Origin of the sequence: Rhodobacter calidifons, assembly GCF_011174775.1 — a bacterium.
GTDB lineage: Bacteria > Pseudomonadota > Alphaproteobacteria > Rhodobacterales > Rhodobacteraceae > Tabrizicola > Tabrizicola calidifons.
The window spans coordinates 1-16,036 of sequence record NZ_JAANHS010000026.1; the positions used below are offsets into that span (position 1 = coordinate 1).

A 16,036-nucleotide genomic window follows, 5' to 3' on the forward strand; every position below is an offset into this window, starting at 1 on the left:
GCGCGGCGGCGGGCGCGGCGGCGGCCAGAGGCGCCTCGGCCGCCGGAGCCGCCGCAGAGGCAGCCGGCGCCGCCGCCGGAATCGGCGCCGGGGTCAGCGGTTTCGTCGGCTTGGCCGCATTCTTCAGCGGATCCCATTTCTCGAACCTGTCGGCGGCGGACTTCACCGCATCAAGGCCCATCGCCTTGGGCGAGGTCACCTTCTTCAGATCCTCCGCCACGTCCTTGACGCCGCTGTCCCTCGCGGCCTGGTCCATCGCCCGGCTGAACTCGCGCCCCATGGACCGGACCTTGGCGGTGAACCGGCCAAGCTCGCGGAACATGCCGGGCAGGTCCTTCGGGCCGATGAAGATCAGCGCGACGATGCCGACGACCAGAAGTTCGGACCAGCTGAAATCCATCCCGCGTCTCCCGAAAGGCCGTCAGGTCAGACCTTGTCCTTCTCGGCGGGAGTCACGTCCTTGGCCGCCTCTGCCTTGGCGTCCTCGATTTCCTTGCTGCCTTCGTTCACACCTTTCTTGAACGCGGTGATCCCCTTGCCGACCTCGCCCATCAGGCTGGACACCTTGCCCTTGCCGAACAGGACCAGAAGCACGACCGCAATCAGGATCAGACCGGGAAGACCGATGTTGTTGAGCATGAGAAGCCCTCCATGCAGGCCCCGAACCCGGGGCGGATTCCGTCACTGCCTCCAATTACGCCCCCGATCCCCCGAGTTCCAAGACCCAAGCCGCTTGGCAAGCGCAGTCAACTGACAGTATTTTGTCAGCAGGACGGGTGATACTGCCCCTGCTGCACCCGGAAGACCCCATGAAACGCGACGCCCGCCTTTACGACATCGTCCAGGCCCTGCGCGACGGCCGGCTGCATACGGCCTCGGAACTGGCCGCGCGCACCGGGGTCTCGACCCGCACGATCTGGCGCGACATGGAGATGCTGGCAGCCACCGGCATGCCGGTCGAGGGCGAACGCGGGCTTGGCTATATCCTGCGCTCGCCGCTGGTGCTGCCGCCGACGATGCTGACGCCCGAGGAGCTGGAGGCCCTGGTCGAGGGGTTGCGGCATGTTGGCCGCGAGGGGAACCCACGGGCGAAGGCGGCGCGCAGCCTGCTGTACAAGGTCGCCACCCTGCTGCCGCAATCGGGGATCGAGGTCGAGCCGCCCTGATCCCGCAAAGGCATCAGACCCCGAAGACGAAACAGCGGTCGCGTCGGATCATCAGCCACAGCACCGTGCCGGGCTTGGGCAGGAAGACCCCCGGGACGCTTGCCGTCAGCTTGGCGCCCTCGAAATCCATCGCGAAATCGACCAGGCTTTCGCGCCCCAGATAGCGGCTGCGCAGGACGGTGCCGCGCGCAGGCACCCCGTCCTCGGGGGTCGGGTTCGGGCCGCGCCCGCCGCGGTCGAAGTCGATGCGCAGATGTTGCGGGCGGATCACGATCTCGACCTCTGCGCCGTCGGCATGGCCCGGGGTCAGGAAGGCCCCGAACGGCGTTTCGGTCAGCGCCCCGCGCGAGATGCCCCGGACCACGTTGACATCGCTGAAGAAGGCCGCCGCCGCCTTGTCCACCGGCGCGTTGTAGACGTTGTAGGGCGCGCCCTTCTGCACGATCCGCCCGCCGCGCATCAGCGCGATCTCGTCGGCCATCCGCATCGCCTCGTCGGGTTCGTGCGTGACCAGAAGCACCGCCGTCCCCGCCTCTTTCAGAAGGTCGAGCGTGCGGTCGCGGATGCCGTCGCGCAGGCGGTTGTCCAGCCCCGAAAAGGGTTCGTCCATCAGCATCACCCGCGGATTGGGCGCCAGCGCCCGCGCCAGCGCGACCCGCTGCTGCTCGCCCCCCGAAAGCTCGTGCGGATGCTTCGGCCCGAAGCCGCCCAGATCCACCTTCTCCAGCAGCTCGCCCACCCGGCGCGCCTTTTCCGCCCGGTCGAGGCGCAGCCCGAAGCCCACGTTCTCGGCCACCGTCAGATGCGGGAACAGGGCGAAGTCCTGGAACATCAGCCCGACCGAGCGCAGTTCCGGCGGCACATGCACCCCCGGCCCGGCGACGGTCTGCCCGTCCAGGCGCACCTCGCCGGCATCGGCGCGATCGACCCCGGCGATGATCCGCAGCGTGGTGGACTTGCCGCAGCCCGAAGGACCCAGCAGGCAGGTCACCTGCCCCGCCGCCACCGACAGCGACACCCCGTCCACCACCTTCCGCCCGCCGAAGGACCGGCTGAGGTTGGTCACGTCCAGGCGCAGGGGCAGGGTGTCGGGCATGGATTCTCAAGAAAATCGGTCAGGCTTTCCCCTAGCAGCGCGAGTCGGGGCGGGCAAGTCTGCACCGGACGCGCGCGGTGTCGCACTCGGGACGACTGCGCATCAAACCCGGGCCGCTTTGGCGGATTGATGCGGCAGCCGCGCCAATTTCGCGGTTTCGGGGGCAGGAATTTGACGCAAGGGTCAAGCGGTGCTTCGCTGAACGGGTTGCTCTGCCCACAGGTGCCGCGATGTTGTCCCGTCCCCTTGCCCTTGCCGCCGCCCTTGCCATTCTTGCCAGTCTGTTTCTGCCCTGGCTCTCTTCGCCCTTCGGCGAGAACGTGGTCCCCTGGACCGTCCTGCGCGAGATGGACCAGGCCCGGGCCCAGGAAATCCTGTCCGGCGCCCGGCCCGAAACGATCGCCTATGGCTGTTCCTTCGTGCTGGCCGCACTCTTCGTCGCCTTCGCGCTTTTCGGGCGCGAGTCGCGGCTTCTCGCGGTGCTGACCGGGGCGCTCCCGGTCGCGCTGGTGGCCTGGGCGCTGTTGTCGCTGATCGGCAAGGCCGATGCGACGGGTCTTTCCTTCTCGGGCTCGGCCATCCCCGACATGACCCATGGCATGCTTGGCGCCGGGGCCTGGGCCTGGGCGCTTGGGGCAAGCCTTCTGGCGACACTGGGCGTGATCGATCCCGGCCGACGGCGCGGGGCTTACGGCTGAAGCCTACAGCGTCGTGTTCGTCGCACCGCCGTCCAGAAGGATATTCTGCCCGACGATGAAGCCTGCGTGCTGCGAACACAGGAAGGCACAGGCGGCGCCGAACTCGGCCGGGGTGCCATAGCGCCCGGCGGGGATCGTGGCGGCGCGTTCGGCGATGGCTTCCTCCATGCTGATCCCGCGCGCCTTGACCACCGCCGCATCCAGCGCGATGGCGCGGTCGGTGGCATGGATGCCGGGCAGCAGGTTGTTGATCGTGACGCCCCTGCCCGCCACCTGCCGCGAGGTGCCCGCGACAAAGCCCGTCAGCCCCGCCCGCGCCGCGTTCGACAGGCCCAGCACCGAAACCGGCGCCTTGACGGAGACGCTGGTGATGTTCACCACCCGGCCCCAGCCCTGCGCCATCATTCCCGGCAGCACCGCCTGCATCAGCGCGATGGGCGTCAGCATGTTGGCGTCCAGCGCCTTGATGAAATCCTCGCGGCTCCAGTCCGACCACATCCCAGGCGGCGGCCCGCCTGCGTTCGTCACGAGGATGTCGAAGGGCCCATGCTCCAGCACCGCCATTCGGCCCGCCTCGGTAGTGATGTCGGCGGCCACGGCGACCACGTTCACCTGATGCCGCGCCCGGATATCCGCAGCGGCGCTCTCCAGCGCCTCGGCCCCGCGCGCGTTCATCACCAGATCGGCGCCCGCCTCGGCCAGGGCCTCGGCACAGCCCCGGCCCAGCCCCTTGGACGACGCACAGACCAGCGCACGCTTTCCGCGTATTCCGAGATCCATCATTTCCCCCTGACGTTCCACCGCAAAGCCTAGCAGCCGCGCCGCAGGGGGCCAAGCCCATCCCCTGCTTGCCCATGTCAGAAATACTCTCGGGGGTCCGGGGGCAGACGGCCCCCGGCGCCAAGGCGGCAGCGCAGGTCGCAACCCTGACCACAGACGCGCGCGCCAGAGCGCCTTTCGGCCCCCACCTCAGCGGCCGTGTTGCGGCCAGCCCGGACGCGCGGTATGGGGGGCGCATGTCGAACCGCGCCCCCCTTCCGCCCGAAATCGCCCGCCGCCGGACCTTTGCGATCATCTCGCACCCCGACGCGGGCAAGACCACGCTGACCGAAAAGTTCCTGCTGTTCGGGGGCGCGATCCAGATGGCCGGCCAGGTTCGCGCCAAGGGCGATGCGCGGCGCACAAGGTCCGACTTCATGAAGCTGGAGCAGGAGCGCGGGATTTCCGTCTCCGCCTCGGCCATGTCCTTCGACTACCGCGAGTTCCGCTTCAACCTGGTGGACACCCCCGGTCACAGCGACTTTTCCGAAGACACCTACCGCACGCTGACCGCCGTCGACGCCGCGATCATGGTGATCGACGGGGCGAAGGGCGTGGAGTCCCAGACGCGCAAGCTGTTCGAGGTCTGCCGGTTGCGCGACCTGCCGATCCTGACCTTCTGCAACAAGATGGACCGGGAAAGCCGCGACGTGTTCGAGATCATCGACGAGATCCAGGAAAACCTGGCGATCGACGTGACGCCGGCAAGCTGGCCGATAGGCCAGGGGCGCGATTTCATCGGGGCCTATGACCTTCTGCACGACCGGCTGGAGATCATGGACCGCGCCGACCGCAACCGGGTGGCGGAATCGATCAAGATCAGCGGCGTGGATGACCCGAAGCTGGCCGAACATATCCCGGCCGAGCTGTTGCAGAAGTTCCATGACGAATTGGAGATGGCGCGCGAACTCTTGCCCGCCTTCGACCGCACGGCCTTCCTGAACGGGTCGATGACGCCGATCTGGTTCGGAAGCGCCATCAACTCCTTCGGCGTGAAGGAGCTGATGGACGGCATCGGCGAATACGGGCCGGAACCGGAACCCCAGAAGGCCGCGGAACGCCAGATCGACCCTTCGGAACCCGCCGTCACCGGCTTTGTCTTCAAGGTCCAGGCCAACATGGACCCGAAACACCGCGACCGGGTGGCCTTCGTCCGCCTCGCCTCGGGCCATTTCGAACGCGGCATGAAGCTGCACCATGTGCGCACGAAGAAGCCGATGTCGATCACCAACCCGGTCCTCTTCCTGGCCGCCGACCGCGAACTGGCCGAGGAAGCCTGGGCCGGCGACATCATCGGCATCCCGAACCACGGCCAGCTGCGCATCGGCGACGCGCTGACCGAAGGGGAGTCCCTGCGCTTCACCGGCATCCCGTCCTTCGCGCCGGAACTCCTCCAGACCATCCGCGCGACCGACCCGATGAAGGCCAAGCATCTGGAAAAGGCCCTGACCCAATTCGCCGAGGAGGGCGCCGCCAAGGTGTTCAAGCCGATGATCGGCTCGGGCTACATCGTCGGCGTGGTGGGCGCCCTGCAATTCGACGTGCTGGCCAGCCGGATCGAGCAGGAATATTCCCTGCCCGTCCGCTTTGAAGGGTCGAACTTCACCTCTGCCCGCTGGATCTCCGGCGACAAGGCCGAGATCGACAAGCTGGTGAACGTGAACAAGGGCCACATCGCGCATGACAGCGACGGCGATCTGGTGTTCCTGACCCGCCTGCAATGGGACATCGACCGCGTGGTGCGCGACTATCCCGGCGTCAAGCTGACCGCGACCAAGGAGATGATGGTCTGAGCCGCGCTTGACCGCCCGCGTCGGTCGCCCTAGCCTCTTCCACCACTTCGTGGCGCCGGAGGCCCAAGCCAGCATGACGACCGCCGAGCCCGACCCGCCCCAGCCCGATCCGGACACGCCGATCGAGACCTATCCGGATGCCCCCGACAGCCTGATCCAGATCTGGGGCCAGCGCCGGCGCCGGCTGAAGCTTGCTGCCCGCGACTGGTTCCCGCCCGCCGATCTCGACCTTGCGCCGCTTCTCGCCGCGCGGATTCCGGAAAACCTGCCGCCGCTGCAAGGGTCGCAGACGCTCCACGCCCGCAAGCTGCACCAGATGCGGGTCGAACTGGCGGGCAAGCCGGAACTGGCCGCAGTCAACGCGATCCTGATCGCGCATCTGAGGAAACAGCGGTTCCCGGCCCATGCCCCTGCCCTTTTCCGCCGCATCTGGGCCGAGGCCGGGCCGCAGCTCATGCCCGAACTGCCGGGCCGCTGGCTGATCTCCTCGGCCATCACCTTCGGCGACCACGGCGAGACCGAGGCGCAGAGGCGGGTGGGACTGTCGATCAACATATTGTTTTCGCTGATGAAGCTTTACGAATTCGAACGCCTCCATTCGGGTCTCGATGCCGCGACCCCTTTTCCGATCCGCCGCATCCGGTCGCGCCGCCTGCCCCTGGACATGCCGCATTTCAACCTGGGCGACGGGGGCCTGGACATCAACCTGCTGGCCCAGATCTGGAACGAGGCGCGCAAGGCCCCGGTCGTGGGGCCGCTGGCCTGCCATCTCTTGCAGCGGCTGAACTGCGACCCGCGCGGGCTGTTCCGCCGGATCGGGATGATGCGGGCAGGCAAGCAGATGGAGCGCATCGCCCGGGCCATCGACGACCTGCCGCCGGGCCCGACAGAGACCGGCCGGCCGGGCTGACGCCCGAAACAGGGCGGCACGCGCGGGCGGCTCAGAAGGTCAGCCGGATCGTCGTCGCGCCGATCTCGGTAACCAGGCGCCGGCCCTGGCGCGCCAGTTCTTCCGGCACCAGCGCGAAATGCACCTGGTTCGCGCCGATCTCGGCGGGCGCCCGCGGCTCGGTCAGCACTTCCCACAGCGCGGGATCGACCTTCAGCCGGGGCGCCTCGGCCAGGACCATCCAGCCGCTATCGCCCCGGGTCACGCTGATCCGGCCGCCATAGGCCAGCGCGCTTTCCAGGCATTGCAACAGCAGGAACGCCAGCCGCACCTCGCGCCGGGGCAGGTCTGCCGGACTGGTCCAGGCATAGGCGATCCGCCCGCCGCGGCCGAGGTCGCCCAGGATCGAGACCACCTCGGTCCGGCCGATCCGCTGGTCGCTTCCGGCCTGGCCGAAACAGACCCGGAAAAAGCGGATCCGCGCATTGGCATTGGCCACGCTTTCGGAAATCAGCGCCATTTCGGGCCGGGCGCCGCCCGGCTCCATCGCCAGAAGCTCCACCCCGTTGCCTATCGCCCCGATCGGGCTGATAAGGTCATGGCAGATGCGCGAGGCGATCAGGGCGGCGAGGTCAGGCTTGTCTTGCATCGTCGAACCGGGCGAAAGGACAGGGTATGGCGGCACTTCTGGAACCGGGCATGCTGGTCAGACACCCGGAGCGGGACGACTGGGGTCTGGGTCAGGTACAGTCGAACGTCGACAACAGGGTGACGGTGAACTTCGAACATGCCGGAAAGGTGGTGATCGACAGCAAGCGGGTCTTCCTCATGCCGGTGGCGGAACCTGATCATCCATAGTGCGAATTCCCCGCCGAAACTCAACCGGGAATTGCCAGGGCGACGGCAGTCCGGCAGACGGTTGCAAAGTCGGCCCCCGGTCGGTAAGTCAGACCCGTTGGAAGTCCTGAACCGGGTCGATGTCTGCCGAACCTGCCCCCTATGCCGTGCGGCTGGCGACCACGCCCGAGGATCTGGCCGCGGCCCAGGCCCTGCGCTACCAGGTCTTCGTGCGCGAGCTTGGCGGCGATGGCCCGCTGGTCGATCATGCGGCCGGCCTCGAACGCGATGCGTTCGACCCGTATTTCGACCACCTGATCCTCGTCGACCGCCGCGTCGATCCGGCCACGACCGCCCATGTCATCGGCGCCTACCGCATCATGCCGGGCGAACGCCGCGCCGCCGCCGGGCGCTTCTATTCCGAGACCGAGTTCGACCTGACGCCGCTCATCGCCTCGGGCCGGCACCTCCTGGAGCTGGGCCGCTCCTGCGTCCGGGCCGACCACCGCGGCGGCACAGCGATGTTCCACCTCTGGAACGGGCTGGCCGACTATGTGCTGGACCGCGGGATCGAAGTGCTGTTCGGCGCGGCCTCCTTCCACGGCACCGACATCGCGGCCCTGGCCCAGCCCTTGTCCTACCTGCATCACCACCACCTCGCCCCGCCGGAGATGCGGGTCCGCGCCCTGCCCCCGCACCGGCAGGAGATGGACCTGATCCCCGCATCCAGCCTCGACCGCCGCGCCGCCATGGCGGCCACCCCGGCGCTGATCAAGGCCTATCTCCGGCTGGGCGGCTTCGTCGGCGACGGCGCCTGGATCGACCACGACTTCAACACCACCGATGTCTGCCTGGTGATGGACACCGGCCAGATGTCGGCCCGCCACCGCGAATTCTACGTCCGCAAGGCCGGCGGATGAGCGACTGGCAGTCTGCCCCCCCGCCGCCCCTGCACATCACCCCCGCAGGCTGGCTCCGCGTGATCTGGCGCGGCGCGCTGCTTTCGACGCTGACCTATGGCGGCCTCGTCGTGCTGCTCCTGGTCCGGCTGGTGGAATGGCCGCTCTGCGGCCAGGCGCGCCCCGTCACTCCGCAGATCACCCGCACCGTCTGCCGCGGCGCGCTGGCCATCCTCCGCCTGCCCATGACCGTCCACGGCTCGCCCATGACCCGGCCCGGAGCGATCGTGGCCAACCATTCCTCCTGGCTGGACATCTTCGTCCTCAACGCCGCCCAGACCGTCTGTTTCGTCGCCAAGGCCGAGGTCGCCGACTGGCCCGGCATCGGCTGGCTGGCCCGCGCCACCGGCACCGTCTTCATCGCCCGCAAGGGGACCGAGGCGAAGAAACAGCAGCAGATCTTCGAATCCCGCCTTCAGGCCGGCCATCGCCTGCTGTTCTTCCCCGAAGGCACCTCGACCGACGCGATCCGCGTCCTGCCCTTCAAGTCCACCCTGTTCCAGGCCTTCTTCTCGCCCGCCCTGGAGCGCAGCATGCACATCCAGCCGGTCACCGTGATCTTCCACGCCCCCGCAGGCGCCGACCCCCGTCATTACGGCTGGTGGGGCGACATGGATTTCGCCGGCCACCTTCTGAAAACCCTTGCCACCGCGCCGCAGGGCCGGGTCGAGGTCATCTTCCACCCCGAAGTTCCCGTCGATGCCTTCGAGAACCGCAAGCAGCTGGCGCAGCACTGCGAACGGGTGATCCGTACCGCCCATGTCAACGCCGTGGACTGAACGCCACAGCATTTGCCCATGTCCCAAATACTCCCGCCGGAGGCATCTGCCGCCGCCACCCGCACGCGGCCGACGGGACCGGGCGCGCTCAGCCCTGCCGCAGCACCTTTTCCAGCGGCCGGCCCTTGGCCAGTTCGTCCACCAGCTTGTCCAGGATGCGGATCTCGCGCATCAGCGGTTCGGCGATCTCCTCGATCCGCACGCCGCAGATCACCCCCGTCACGCGCGCGCGATTCGGGTTCAGCGCCGGGGCCTCGGCGAAGAACCGGGCGAAATCGTCGCCCCGCTCCAGCACCGCCGCCAACCCGGCCGCGTCATGGCCGGTCAGCCAGAGGATCACCGTATCCAGCTCGGCCTGGGTGCGGCCCTTGCGCGCGACCTTGGCCAGATACAGCGGATAGACCTTGGCCAGGCTCATCGAATGGATGCGATGGGTCATCGCTGCCCTCCCCGCCCCGCAGCGCTCAGCGCAGCCGGCGCAACAGCTCCAGGCTCGGCTCGCCCGTCACCGGAACCCCGACGCTCGCCTGCCACGCACTGATCGCGGCCTTGGTCCTGGCCCCGATCACCCCGTCGGTGCCGCCGGTATCGAAGCCCCGCGCGGTCAGCAGCCGCTGCAACTCCTGCCGGTCGGCCCTGGTCAGCCCGTTGGCATCCGGGCCGAAGCTGGCCTGCACCGGACCCCGGCCCAGGATCCGGTCCGACAGATGCCCGACCCCGATCGCATAGTTCTGCGCGTTGTTGTAGCGCAGGATGGTGGCGAAATTCTGCGTCAGCAGGAAATGGGGCGCGCCGCCGCTGTTGCCGCCCGCGATGATCGAGCCGCCCGCCAGCGCCCGCCCGTCGGCCGCGCGCACGCCAAGGGATTGCCACTCGGCCGCCGACCGTCCGTTGCCGCGCCCCAGAAGGCCGGTGTTGAACCCCGCGGGCAGCGAGACCTCCATTCCCCAGGGCAGGCCACGCGTCCAGCCCGACCGCGCCAGATAGGAGGCGGTCGAGGCCAGCGCGTCGGTCGGGTCCTCCGACCAGATGTCGCGCCGCCCGTCGCCGGTGAAATCCACCGCATAGGCCAGATAGCTGGTCGGGATGAACTGGGTATGGCCCATTGCCCCCGCCCAGCTGCCCGTCATCGCGGCCGGAGAGACATCCCCCGCCTGGATGATCTTCAGCGCCGCGATGAGCTGGCTTTCGAAGAAGGCGCCGCGCCGGCCCTCGTAGGCCAGCGTGGACAGCGCCGAGATCACCGGCACGTTGCCACGTCGCGTGCCGTAAAAGCTTTCCAGCCCCCAGACCGCCGCGACGACATGGCCCTCGACGCCATAGCGGGCCTCGATCGCGGACAGCGTGCTGCCGTATTGCGCGAATTTCTGGCGGCCGAGGCTGACCCTTTCCTCCGAGGTGGCGATGTTCAGGTAATCCTCCAGGCTGCGCTTGAATTCGGTCTGGTTGCGGTCCTTCTCGATGACTTCGGGCAGGAAGCCCGCGCCGCGGAAGGCCGTGTCCAGCGTGCCGCGGCCGATCCCGCCTGCGGCCGCGCGCGCCTTGAAGCTCTCGACCCAGGCGTCCCAGCCCGCATTCGGCACCGCGCGCGGCGCCGGGTCGGGCGCCCGGTAGCCGCCGCCTGCGCCGCCGCCGCCGGATCGGCCCCCGCCCCCTGGGACACAGGCCGAAAGCAGGGCCGCGGCCCCGCCCATCAGGACCCCGCGCCGCGTGAAAGCTTCGCCGATCATCGTCTCTGTCATGGTCCGGTCCTGCCTGCTGCTCTTGTTATCCGGCGATGATAGCCGTCCCGGTGCCCCAAGGCCAAGCCCGAACCGCCCGACCGGCAAGGCCGCGCCGCGCCCCCTGCCCGTCAGGTCGATTATCCCCGCCAGGAAAACCTGGTCGTTCCGAACCGCACGGATCGAGGCTGCGCCGGGTCATGACAGGGTAAAGAATTCCCGAACGCTTGCCGTCAAGCCATTGAAACCATTGGCCCTGAACACAGCGCCACGCGCGGCGCCGCAGGGGAGGCGGCGCCTCAGTCACCCTGCTGCTTCAGCTTCCAGGCGATCTGCCGCAGCATGCCGTGGAAGGTCTGCACCTCGGCCCGCGTCAGCCCCAGCCGCCCCCACATGTTGCGCAGGTTGGCCTTCATCCCCTCGGCCTTGGTCACGGGAAAGAAGAACCCCGCCGCCTCCAGCCGTTCCTCGAAATGGTCGGCCAGCCGGTCCACCTCCTCGCGGCTGGCAAACTCGGTCCGGGCCAGTTCCATGACGGCAGGCGGCACCGAGCTCCCCTGCCGCTGCCATTCATAGCCCAGAAGCAGCACGCACTGCGCCAGGTTCAGCGAGGGGAAATCGGGGTTCACCGGCACCGTCACGATGGCATTGGCGCGGAGGATGTCCTCGTTCTCCAGCCCCGCCCGTTCGGGGCCGAAGAGAACGCCCACCCGCTTGCCCTCGGCCCCCAGCGCGCGGGCCATCTCCATCGCGCGTTCGGGGGTGACGACCTGCTTCACCAGCTCGCGCCCCCGCGCGGTGGTGGCGAAGACGAAGTCGCAGTCGGCGATCGCCCCCGGCAGGTCGGCAAACAGCCCCGCATGATCCAGCACCCGCCCCGCGCCCGAAGCCATCGCCACCGCCTTGGGGTTCGGCCAGCCGTCGCGCGGCCCCACGACCCGCATCCTTTCGAGGCCGAAGTTGAGCATGGCCCGGGCGGCGGCCCCGATGTTCTCGCCCATCTGCGGACGGACCAGGATGAAGACGGGCGGGATCATGCAGCCACCTTTGCGAAAGCCTTGCCGCCAGATAGGCCAGGCCCGCCCCCCAGGCAAGGAGAACCCCGTGGCCTTCGACCCCAGACCGGCCCTTGCGCTGACCGCCGTCCGCGCCTTGTCCCCCAAGGTAGCCAATCCCGCAAAACGCTGATAGACCGGCCGGAAATCAGACGCCCGGAGCCCGAAATGGCCGCAGACGACCGCCCGCAGATCACCCTGATCACCCCGCCGACCTTCGACCCCGAGACCTTCGCCGACCGGATTGGCCGCATCCTCGACGGGGCCGAGATCGCCTGCCTGCGGCTGTCGCTCGGCACCCGCGACGAGGACATCCTGATGCGCGCCGCCGATGCCGCGCGCGAGGTGGCCCATGCCCGCGACGTGGCGGTGGTGATCGACAACCACCTGATCCTGGCCGAGCGCCTGGGCCTTGACGGTGTCCACCTGACCGACGGGGCGCGCCATGTCCGCAAGGCGCGCAAGGACCTTGGCGCCGATGCGATCGTGGGGGCATTCTGCGGGGCCTCGAAGCACGACGGGATGACGGCAGGAGAGGCCGGGGCCGATTATGTCAGCTTCGGCCCCATCGGCGAGACGCGGTTGGGAGACGGCAGCCGGGCCCCGTTCGAGCTGTTCGAATGGTGGTCAGAGGTGATCGAGGTCCCGATCATCGCCGAAGGCGCGCTGACCGCCGAGCTGGTCGCGCGTTTCGGCCCCGTCACCGACTTCTTCGCCGTCGGCGAAGAGATCTGGTCGGCGGATGACCCTCTGGCAGCGCTGAAGGCTCTGCTCGCGCCGCTTGGCTGACCCCGCTTGTCGATGACTTCGTCACGCCTCGCTGTCGCCCCTGCGAAGAGAAGCCGAAGGCGCACAAGGAGCCGCCGTCACAGGAAACGCCTTCGCCTCAGTTCGACCACCACCTGCGACAGATCGGCCCCACGCGCCGGGCCATGTTTCAGGTCGCGTCCCGTCGCGCAGCCCAGGCTTCGCCGGCAGGCAAGTCCCGGCCTCAGTCGTTCGGGCCCGAGCTGCCGGTCAAGCACCACCGCCCCGGTCCAGCTTGCGGATATAGGTCCAGGTCGGAACGTTCACCCCGCGCGCGACCGAAAAGCTTTCGGCGTCGCCGAGATACTGGAAGCCCGCGTTGGTCAGCACCCGTGCCGAGCCGGGGTTGTCCTGAAAGGCCTCGGCAAACATCGTGCAGTTCTGCTGCGGGTTGGCCGCAACCAGCGCGTTGACCGCCTCGGAGGCGATGCCGAGGTTCCAGAAGGCGGGCGCCACCCAGAAGGCCACCTCGGACTGGTTGCGGTCCATCTTCTTCAGGCTGATGACCCCCAGGACCTCGGGCAGGCCCGAGCGGGTGCCGTCCATGACCCAGATGTCCTCATCCCCGCCCGCGGCCATCGCGCGGGCGCAGAAGGCTTCGGCCGCGCCGGGCGGCAGGGGATGGGGAATGCCCTGCGTCGCCTCGGCCACGCGTTTGTCCCCGGCGTACAGCGCGAAGAGGCCCGCGTCGGACTTGCGGACGGGGCGCAGCGTGAAGCGTTCGGTCGCGATCTCGACCGGGCTGGCGATCTTTTCCAGGATCATGGCTTCCCTCCCTTCTGAAGCTCATGTGGGGATTGCCGGATAGCCGCGCAATCGCCCGATTGTTTGACCCTTTCACGGTCACGTCATGGCAAGGGGCCACAATCGCGCCGGGTCTGGGGCCGGAAACGAGAAAGGGACCGGCCTTTCGGCCGATCCCCCCATTACAATCCGATTGTAAAGGTTCGGCTTACTCGGCTGCCTCGTGGACGGGGAGGACCGAAATGAAGGTGCGGCCCTTGAGGCCCTTCTTGAAGGTCACGCGGCCCTCGACGGTGGCGAAGATCGTGTGGTCGGTGCCCATGCCGACGCCCTGGCCCGGGAACCATTTGGTCCCGCGCTGGCGGCAGATGATGTTGCCGGGAATGGCGTGCTGGCCGCCGAACAGTTTCACCCCGAGGCGACGACCGGCCGAGTCGCGGCCGTTGCGGGACGAACCGCCTGCTTTCTTGTGTGCCATGGGGGATTACTCCTCTGCGCTCGCAGCGGCCTTGGCGGCACGCTTGGGTTTCTCGGCCGCCTCGGGCGCGGCGGCCTTGGCGGCTTTCACGGGCTTTTCGGCCCTGGCGGCACCGGGTGCCTCGTGCGCGGCGCGGCGGGCGGCAACGGTGCCGACAGCGGCCTTCACGCCCGTCTTCTCGGCGCCCTTTTCCAGCACCTCGGTCACGCGCACCAGCGTCAGGTGCTGGCGGTGGCCCTTGGTGCGCTGGCTGGAGTGCTTCCGGCGGCGCTTGACGTAGTGGATGACCTTCTCGCCCTTGATCTGGTCGATCACCTCGGCCTGCACGGCCGCGCCGGCCACGAAGGGCACGCCGATGGTCGTGCCGACCATCAGGACCTCGTTGAACTGGATCTTGTCACCGGCAACGGCATCCAGCTTTTCAACGCGCAGCACGTCACCCGCCTGCACCCTGTATTGCTTGCCGCCGGTCTTGAGGACCGCAAACATGGTCTTTCCTTCCATCGCTCCGCGCCCTGTGGCCCCCGATCCTTCGGGTGTTCCCGGGGGTTCCCCCGCCTCGGACAGCGCGCCCCGGACGGGGCGTCATTGAAAACATGGACCCCGGCCCAGAGTCGCCCCTGGCCGGGATGCGCGCTTATGCGGTGAAGCGGGCCAGGTGTCAAGCGCCTGCCGATCAGATGTCGCGGCTCAGCATCGCCTGCCCGGCGGCGCGGCCGAGCTCATGCGACACCGGGCGGAATACCTGATCGAAGGCCGCGAACAGGGCCCCGTTCAGCCGCTGACCCGCCGGGCTTTCCCAGAAGGCCACATAGGATTGCAGTTCGGCCTCGGACAGGGGGGCGTAGGCCAGACCCAGATAGGCATAAAGCCAGGTCGAGCTGTCGGACCGGATCTGGTCTTCGCGCGACCAGATATCGGCCAGGATCTCGTCTTCGGACATGGCCCGGCCATAGACTCCGGTGCCGGCCATTCCGGTCATGAAGGCCAGGTTGCCCGACATCGACCCGGCGACATTGCTTTCCAGAAGGTCGGCGGCCTCGATCATCTTTCGGATCAGCGCGACCTTGGGATCGCGCGCCGCCGCCGCATCATCGGCCGCGACGCGGGCCGCTTCTTCCCGGGCAGTGTCAAGGAAGGCGCGCCGCGCCTCGATCTCGAGCGTCAGGATGCGTTGACCGAGTTCGGACCCGAAGAAGGCCGCCACCTCTGCGAGGGTCTCGGTGTCCGGACCCAGGGCCTGCGCCAGGGCGGCGTCGAACCCGGCCCGCATGCGGCCGACGTCGTAGATCTGCGCCACCGTCGCCTCCCACCGCGCACCGCCGCGCCCGGGGAACATGTCCGCCTCGATGGATCTGCCATGCGCAAGCCCCTCCTCGCGCAGCACCTCGAACAGGGCGTCGAGCCGCAGGATCCGGCCCAGTTCCGCCACGGACTGCCCGGCCACTGGCGACGGCAGGGCGGTCTCGGCTGCCACGGGCGCGGCGGCCGACAGGAGGGCGACAAGGGCAAGACGCGGCAGGGACATGAGCATCGCTCCATGGGATGCGGCGGGGATTGGCCTTTGGACCAGAGGTAGCCGCCTGGCCGGAGCTTGCCAAGGCAAGGCTGCCGCAACAGGACGTGATCGCGGCACCTGGCCGGCGCGTCATTCTGCCGAATGCCCCTTGCGCATCGCGCGGCTCCCGGCTATCCACCCCGCCACATAGACGACCCCTGAAGCGCGGAGAGGTGACGGAGTGGTCGATCGTGGCGGTCTCGAAAACCGTTGTAGGTTTGCGCCTACCGTGGGTTCGAATCCCACCCTCTCCGCCACAGCCATTGAAATCATTGGACAATTCGGCGCGCCCTGTTCGGGGCACTAAATGGGCACTAAAGCAGTCCTCACTAGGCTTGTTGGCTTTGTCGGCGGGGGCGCGCCTCGGTAGGTGATCCATTCACGTTTTCGTGAGCATGGTCCGTGGTCAGCCGGGACAAGCCGTGGGCTGCTCGCCTGGGCCGCGCGCCTGCCGGTGCCGCTGTCATCGTCCGGGAGCCGTCCCCGTGGCGGTGGCGCTGGATTGGCAATTTCCCCCGGCTCTGATGATGTGACCGCCCCCCGACGGCATCGATGTGCCGAGGTGGGTCTGCGAGGATCCACAAAGGAGGACGGTCATGCTGGATGTTACCACTGTCGGGCTCGACCTGGCGAAGAA

The 16,036-nt window shown here is 68.4% G+C and carries 19 protein-coding genes, 1 tRNA gene and 1 pseudogene; 9 read left to right on the top strand and 12 right to left on the bottom strand.

Annotated features, from left to right (window positions below; all coding sequences use genetic code 11):
• Together tatB and G8O29_RS17315 are read right to left on the bottom strand one after the other, a co-directional pair.
• The coding region (tatB, locus tag G8O29_RS17310) for a Sec-independent protein translocase protein TatB (protein ID WP_166404468.1) at positions 1-400 on the bottom strand (400 nt) is incomplete at its 3' end.
• Between the two features lie 26 nt (positions 401-426).
• The gene (locus G8O29_RS17315; RefSeq protein WP_166404469.1) at positions 427-639 is read right to left on the bottom strand and encodes a twin-arginine translocase TatA/TatE family subunit; all 213 of its coding nucleotides are present in this window, start codon (positions 637-639) and stop codon (positions 427-429) included.
• Positions 640-809: 170 nt separating this feature from the next.
• Between G8O29_RS17315 and G8O29_RS17320 the strand changes: the two genes are divergently transcribed.
• A complete protein-coding gene (locus tag G8O29_RS17320; protein ID WP_166404470.1) occupies positions 810-1,166 on the top strand; it encodes a helix-turn-helix transcriptional regulator in 357 nt (118 codons plus the stop codon).
• A gap of 13 nt (positions 1,167-1,179) precedes the next feature.
• Here the strand turns inward: G8O29_RS17320 and G8O29_RS17325 are convergent, their stop codons facing one another.
• Positions 1,180-2,262, bottom strand: a complete 1,083-nt coding sequence (locus G8O29_RS17325; RefSeq protein ID WP_166404471.1) for an ABC transporter ATP-binding protein — start codon at positions 2,260-2,262, stop codon at positions 1,180-1,182.
• A gap of 230 nt (positions 2,263-2,492) precedes the next feature.
• On the opposite strand from G8O29_RS17325, the gene G8O29_RS17330 reads away from it, so the two are divergent.
• The gene (locus G8O29_RS17330) at positions 2,493-2,960 is read left to right on the top strand and encodes a hypothetical protein (protein ID WP_207623962.1); all 468 of its coding nucleotides are present in this window, start codon (positions 2,493-2,495) and stop codon (positions 2,958-2,960) included.
• A 3-nt stretch (positions 2,961-2,963) separates the two neighbouring features.
• Here G8O29_RS17330 and G8O29_RS17335 read toward each other — a convergent pair whose 3' ends face one another.
• Positions 2,964-3,740, bottom strand: a complete 777-nt coding sequence (locus G8O29_RS17335; RefSeq protein WP_166404473.1) for an SDR family oxidoreductase — start codon at positions 3,738-3,740, stop codon at positions 2,964-2,966.
• A 236-nt stretch (positions 3,741-3,976) separates the two neighbouring features.
• Here G8O29_RS17335 and G8O29_RS17340 point away from each other — a divergent pair, with 236 nt between their 5' ends.
• Positions 3,977-5,572 carry a peptide chain release factor 3 gene (locus tag G8O29_RS17340; protein ID WP_166404474.1) on the top strand — a complete coding sequence of 532 codons (1,596 nt, stop codon included), beginning with the start codon at positions 3,977-3,979 and terminating at the stop codon, positions 5,570-5,572.
• Between the two features lie 73 nt (positions 5,573-5,645).
• The gene (locus tag G8O29_RS17345; protein WP_166404475.1) at positions 5,646-6,482 is read left to right on the top strand and encodes a hypothetical protein; all 837 of its coding nucleotides are present in this window, start codon (positions 5,646-5,648) and stop codon (positions 6,480-6,482) included.
• A gap of 31 nt (positions 6,483-6,513) precedes the next feature.
• On the opposite strand, the gene G8O29_RS17350 is transcribed toward G8O29_RS17345, so the two are convergent.
• Complete coding sequence (locus G8O29_RS17350) at positions 6,514-7,110, bottom strand: histidine phosphotransferase family protein (RefSeq protein ID WP_166404476.1); 597 nt, start codon at positions 7,108-7,110, stop codon at positions 6,514-6,516.
• 26 nt (positions 7,111-7,136) lie between these two features.
• Here G8O29_RS17350 and G8O29_RS17355 point away from each other — a divergent pair, with 26 nt between their 5' ends.
• From G8O29_RS17355 to olsA, 3 genes are all read left to right on the top strand, one after another.
• Positions 7,137-7,319, top strand: coding sequence for a DUF3553 domain-containing protein (locus G8O29_RS17355; RefSeq protein ID WP_166404477.1), 183 nt, complete (start codon positions 7,137-7,139; stop codon positions 7,317-7,319).
• Between the two features lie 119 nt (positions 7,320-7,438).
• Entirely contained in the window at positions 7,439-8,218 is a 780-nt protein-coding gene (gene olsB / locus G8O29_RS17360; protein ID WP_166404478.1) for an L-ornithine N(alpha)-acyltransferase, read from the top strand.
• On the top strand, positions 8,215-9,036 hold the full coding sequence (gene olsA, locus G8O29_RS17365; RefSeq protein WP_166404479.1) for a lyso-ornithine lipid O-acyltransferase: 822 nt from the start codon (positions 8,215-8,217) through the stop codon (positions 9,034-9,036). Before olsB ends, olsA begins: the two co-directional genes overlap by 4 nt.
• Before the next feature lie 88 nt (positions 9,037-9,124).
• On the opposite strand, the gene G8O29_RS17370 is transcribed toward olsA, so the two are convergent.
• The 3 genes from G8O29_RS17370 to G8O29_RS17380 all read right to left on the bottom strand — a co-directional run bounded on the left by G8O29_RS17370 (position 9,125) and on the right by G8O29_RS17380 (position 11,794).
• On the bottom strand, positions 9,125-9,475 hold the full coding sequence (locus G8O29_RS17370; RefSeq protein ID WP_166404480.1) for a DUF2200 domain-containing protein: 351 nt from the start codon (positions 9,473-9,475) through the stop codon (positions 9,125-9,127).
• A 25-nt stretch (positions 9,476-9,500) separates the two neighbouring features.
• Positions 9,501-10,778 carry a lytic murein transglycosylase gene (locus G8O29_RS17375; protein ID WP_242679172.1) on the bottom strand — a complete coding sequence of 426 codons (1,278 nt, stop codon included), beginning with the start codon at positions 10,776-10,778 and terminating at the stop codon, positions 9,501-9,503.
• 278 nt (positions 10,779-11,056) lie between these two features.
• A complete protein-coding gene (locus G8O29_RS17380) occupies positions 11,057-11,794 on the bottom strand; it encodes an RNA methyltransferase (protein WP_166404481.1) in 738 nt (245 codons plus the stop codon).
• Positions 11,795-11,980: 186 nt separating this feature from the next.
• Here G8O29_RS17380 and G8O29_RS17385 point away from each other — a divergent pair, with 186 nt between their 5' ends.
• A complete protein-coding gene (locus G8O29_RS17385) occupies positions 11,981-12,601 on the top strand; it encodes a thiamine phosphate synthase (protein ID WP_166404482.1) in 621 nt (206 codons plus the stop codon).
• A 228-nt stretch (positions 12,602-12,829) separates the two neighbouring features.
• Here the strand turns inward: G8O29_RS17385 and G8O29_RS17390 are convergent, their stop codons facing one another.
• The 4 genes and pseudogenes from G8O29_RS17390 to G8O29_RS17405 all read right to left on the bottom strand — a co-directional run bounded on the left by G8O29_RS17390 (position 12,830) and on the right by G8O29_RS17405 (position 15,369).
• Complete coding sequence (locus tag G8O29_RS17390; protein ID WP_166404483.1) at positions 12,830-13,384, bottom strand: GNAT family N-acetyltransferase; 555 nt, start codon at positions 13,382-13,384, stop codon at positions 12,830-12,832.
• 187 nt (positions 13,385-13,571) lie between these two features.
• Entirely contained in the window at positions 13,572-13,841 is a 270-nt protein-coding gene (gene rpmA / locus G8O29_RS17395; protein ID WP_166404484.1) for a 50S ribosomal protein L27, read from the bottom strand.
• A gap of 117 nt (positions 13,842-13,958) precedes the next feature.
• A pseudogene (rplU, locus tag G8O29_RS17400) lies at positions 13,959-14,330 on the bottom strand (50S ribosomal protein L21); the annotation flags it as partial.
• Between the two features lie 187 nt (positions 14,331-14,517).
• Positions 14,518-15,369, bottom strand: a complete 852-nt coding sequence (locus G8O29_RS17405) for a DUF2059 domain-containing protein (RefSeq protein ID WP_166404486.1) — start codon at positions 15,367-15,369, stop codon at positions 14,518-14,520.
• Positions 15,370-15,566: 197 nt separating this feature from the next.
• On the opposite strand from G8O29_RS17405, the gene G8O29_RS17410 reads away from it, so the two are divergent.
• Positions 15,567-15,656 (top strand) — tRNA-Ser (locus G8O29_RS17410).
• Positions 15,657-16,036 lie beyond the last annotated feature (380 nt).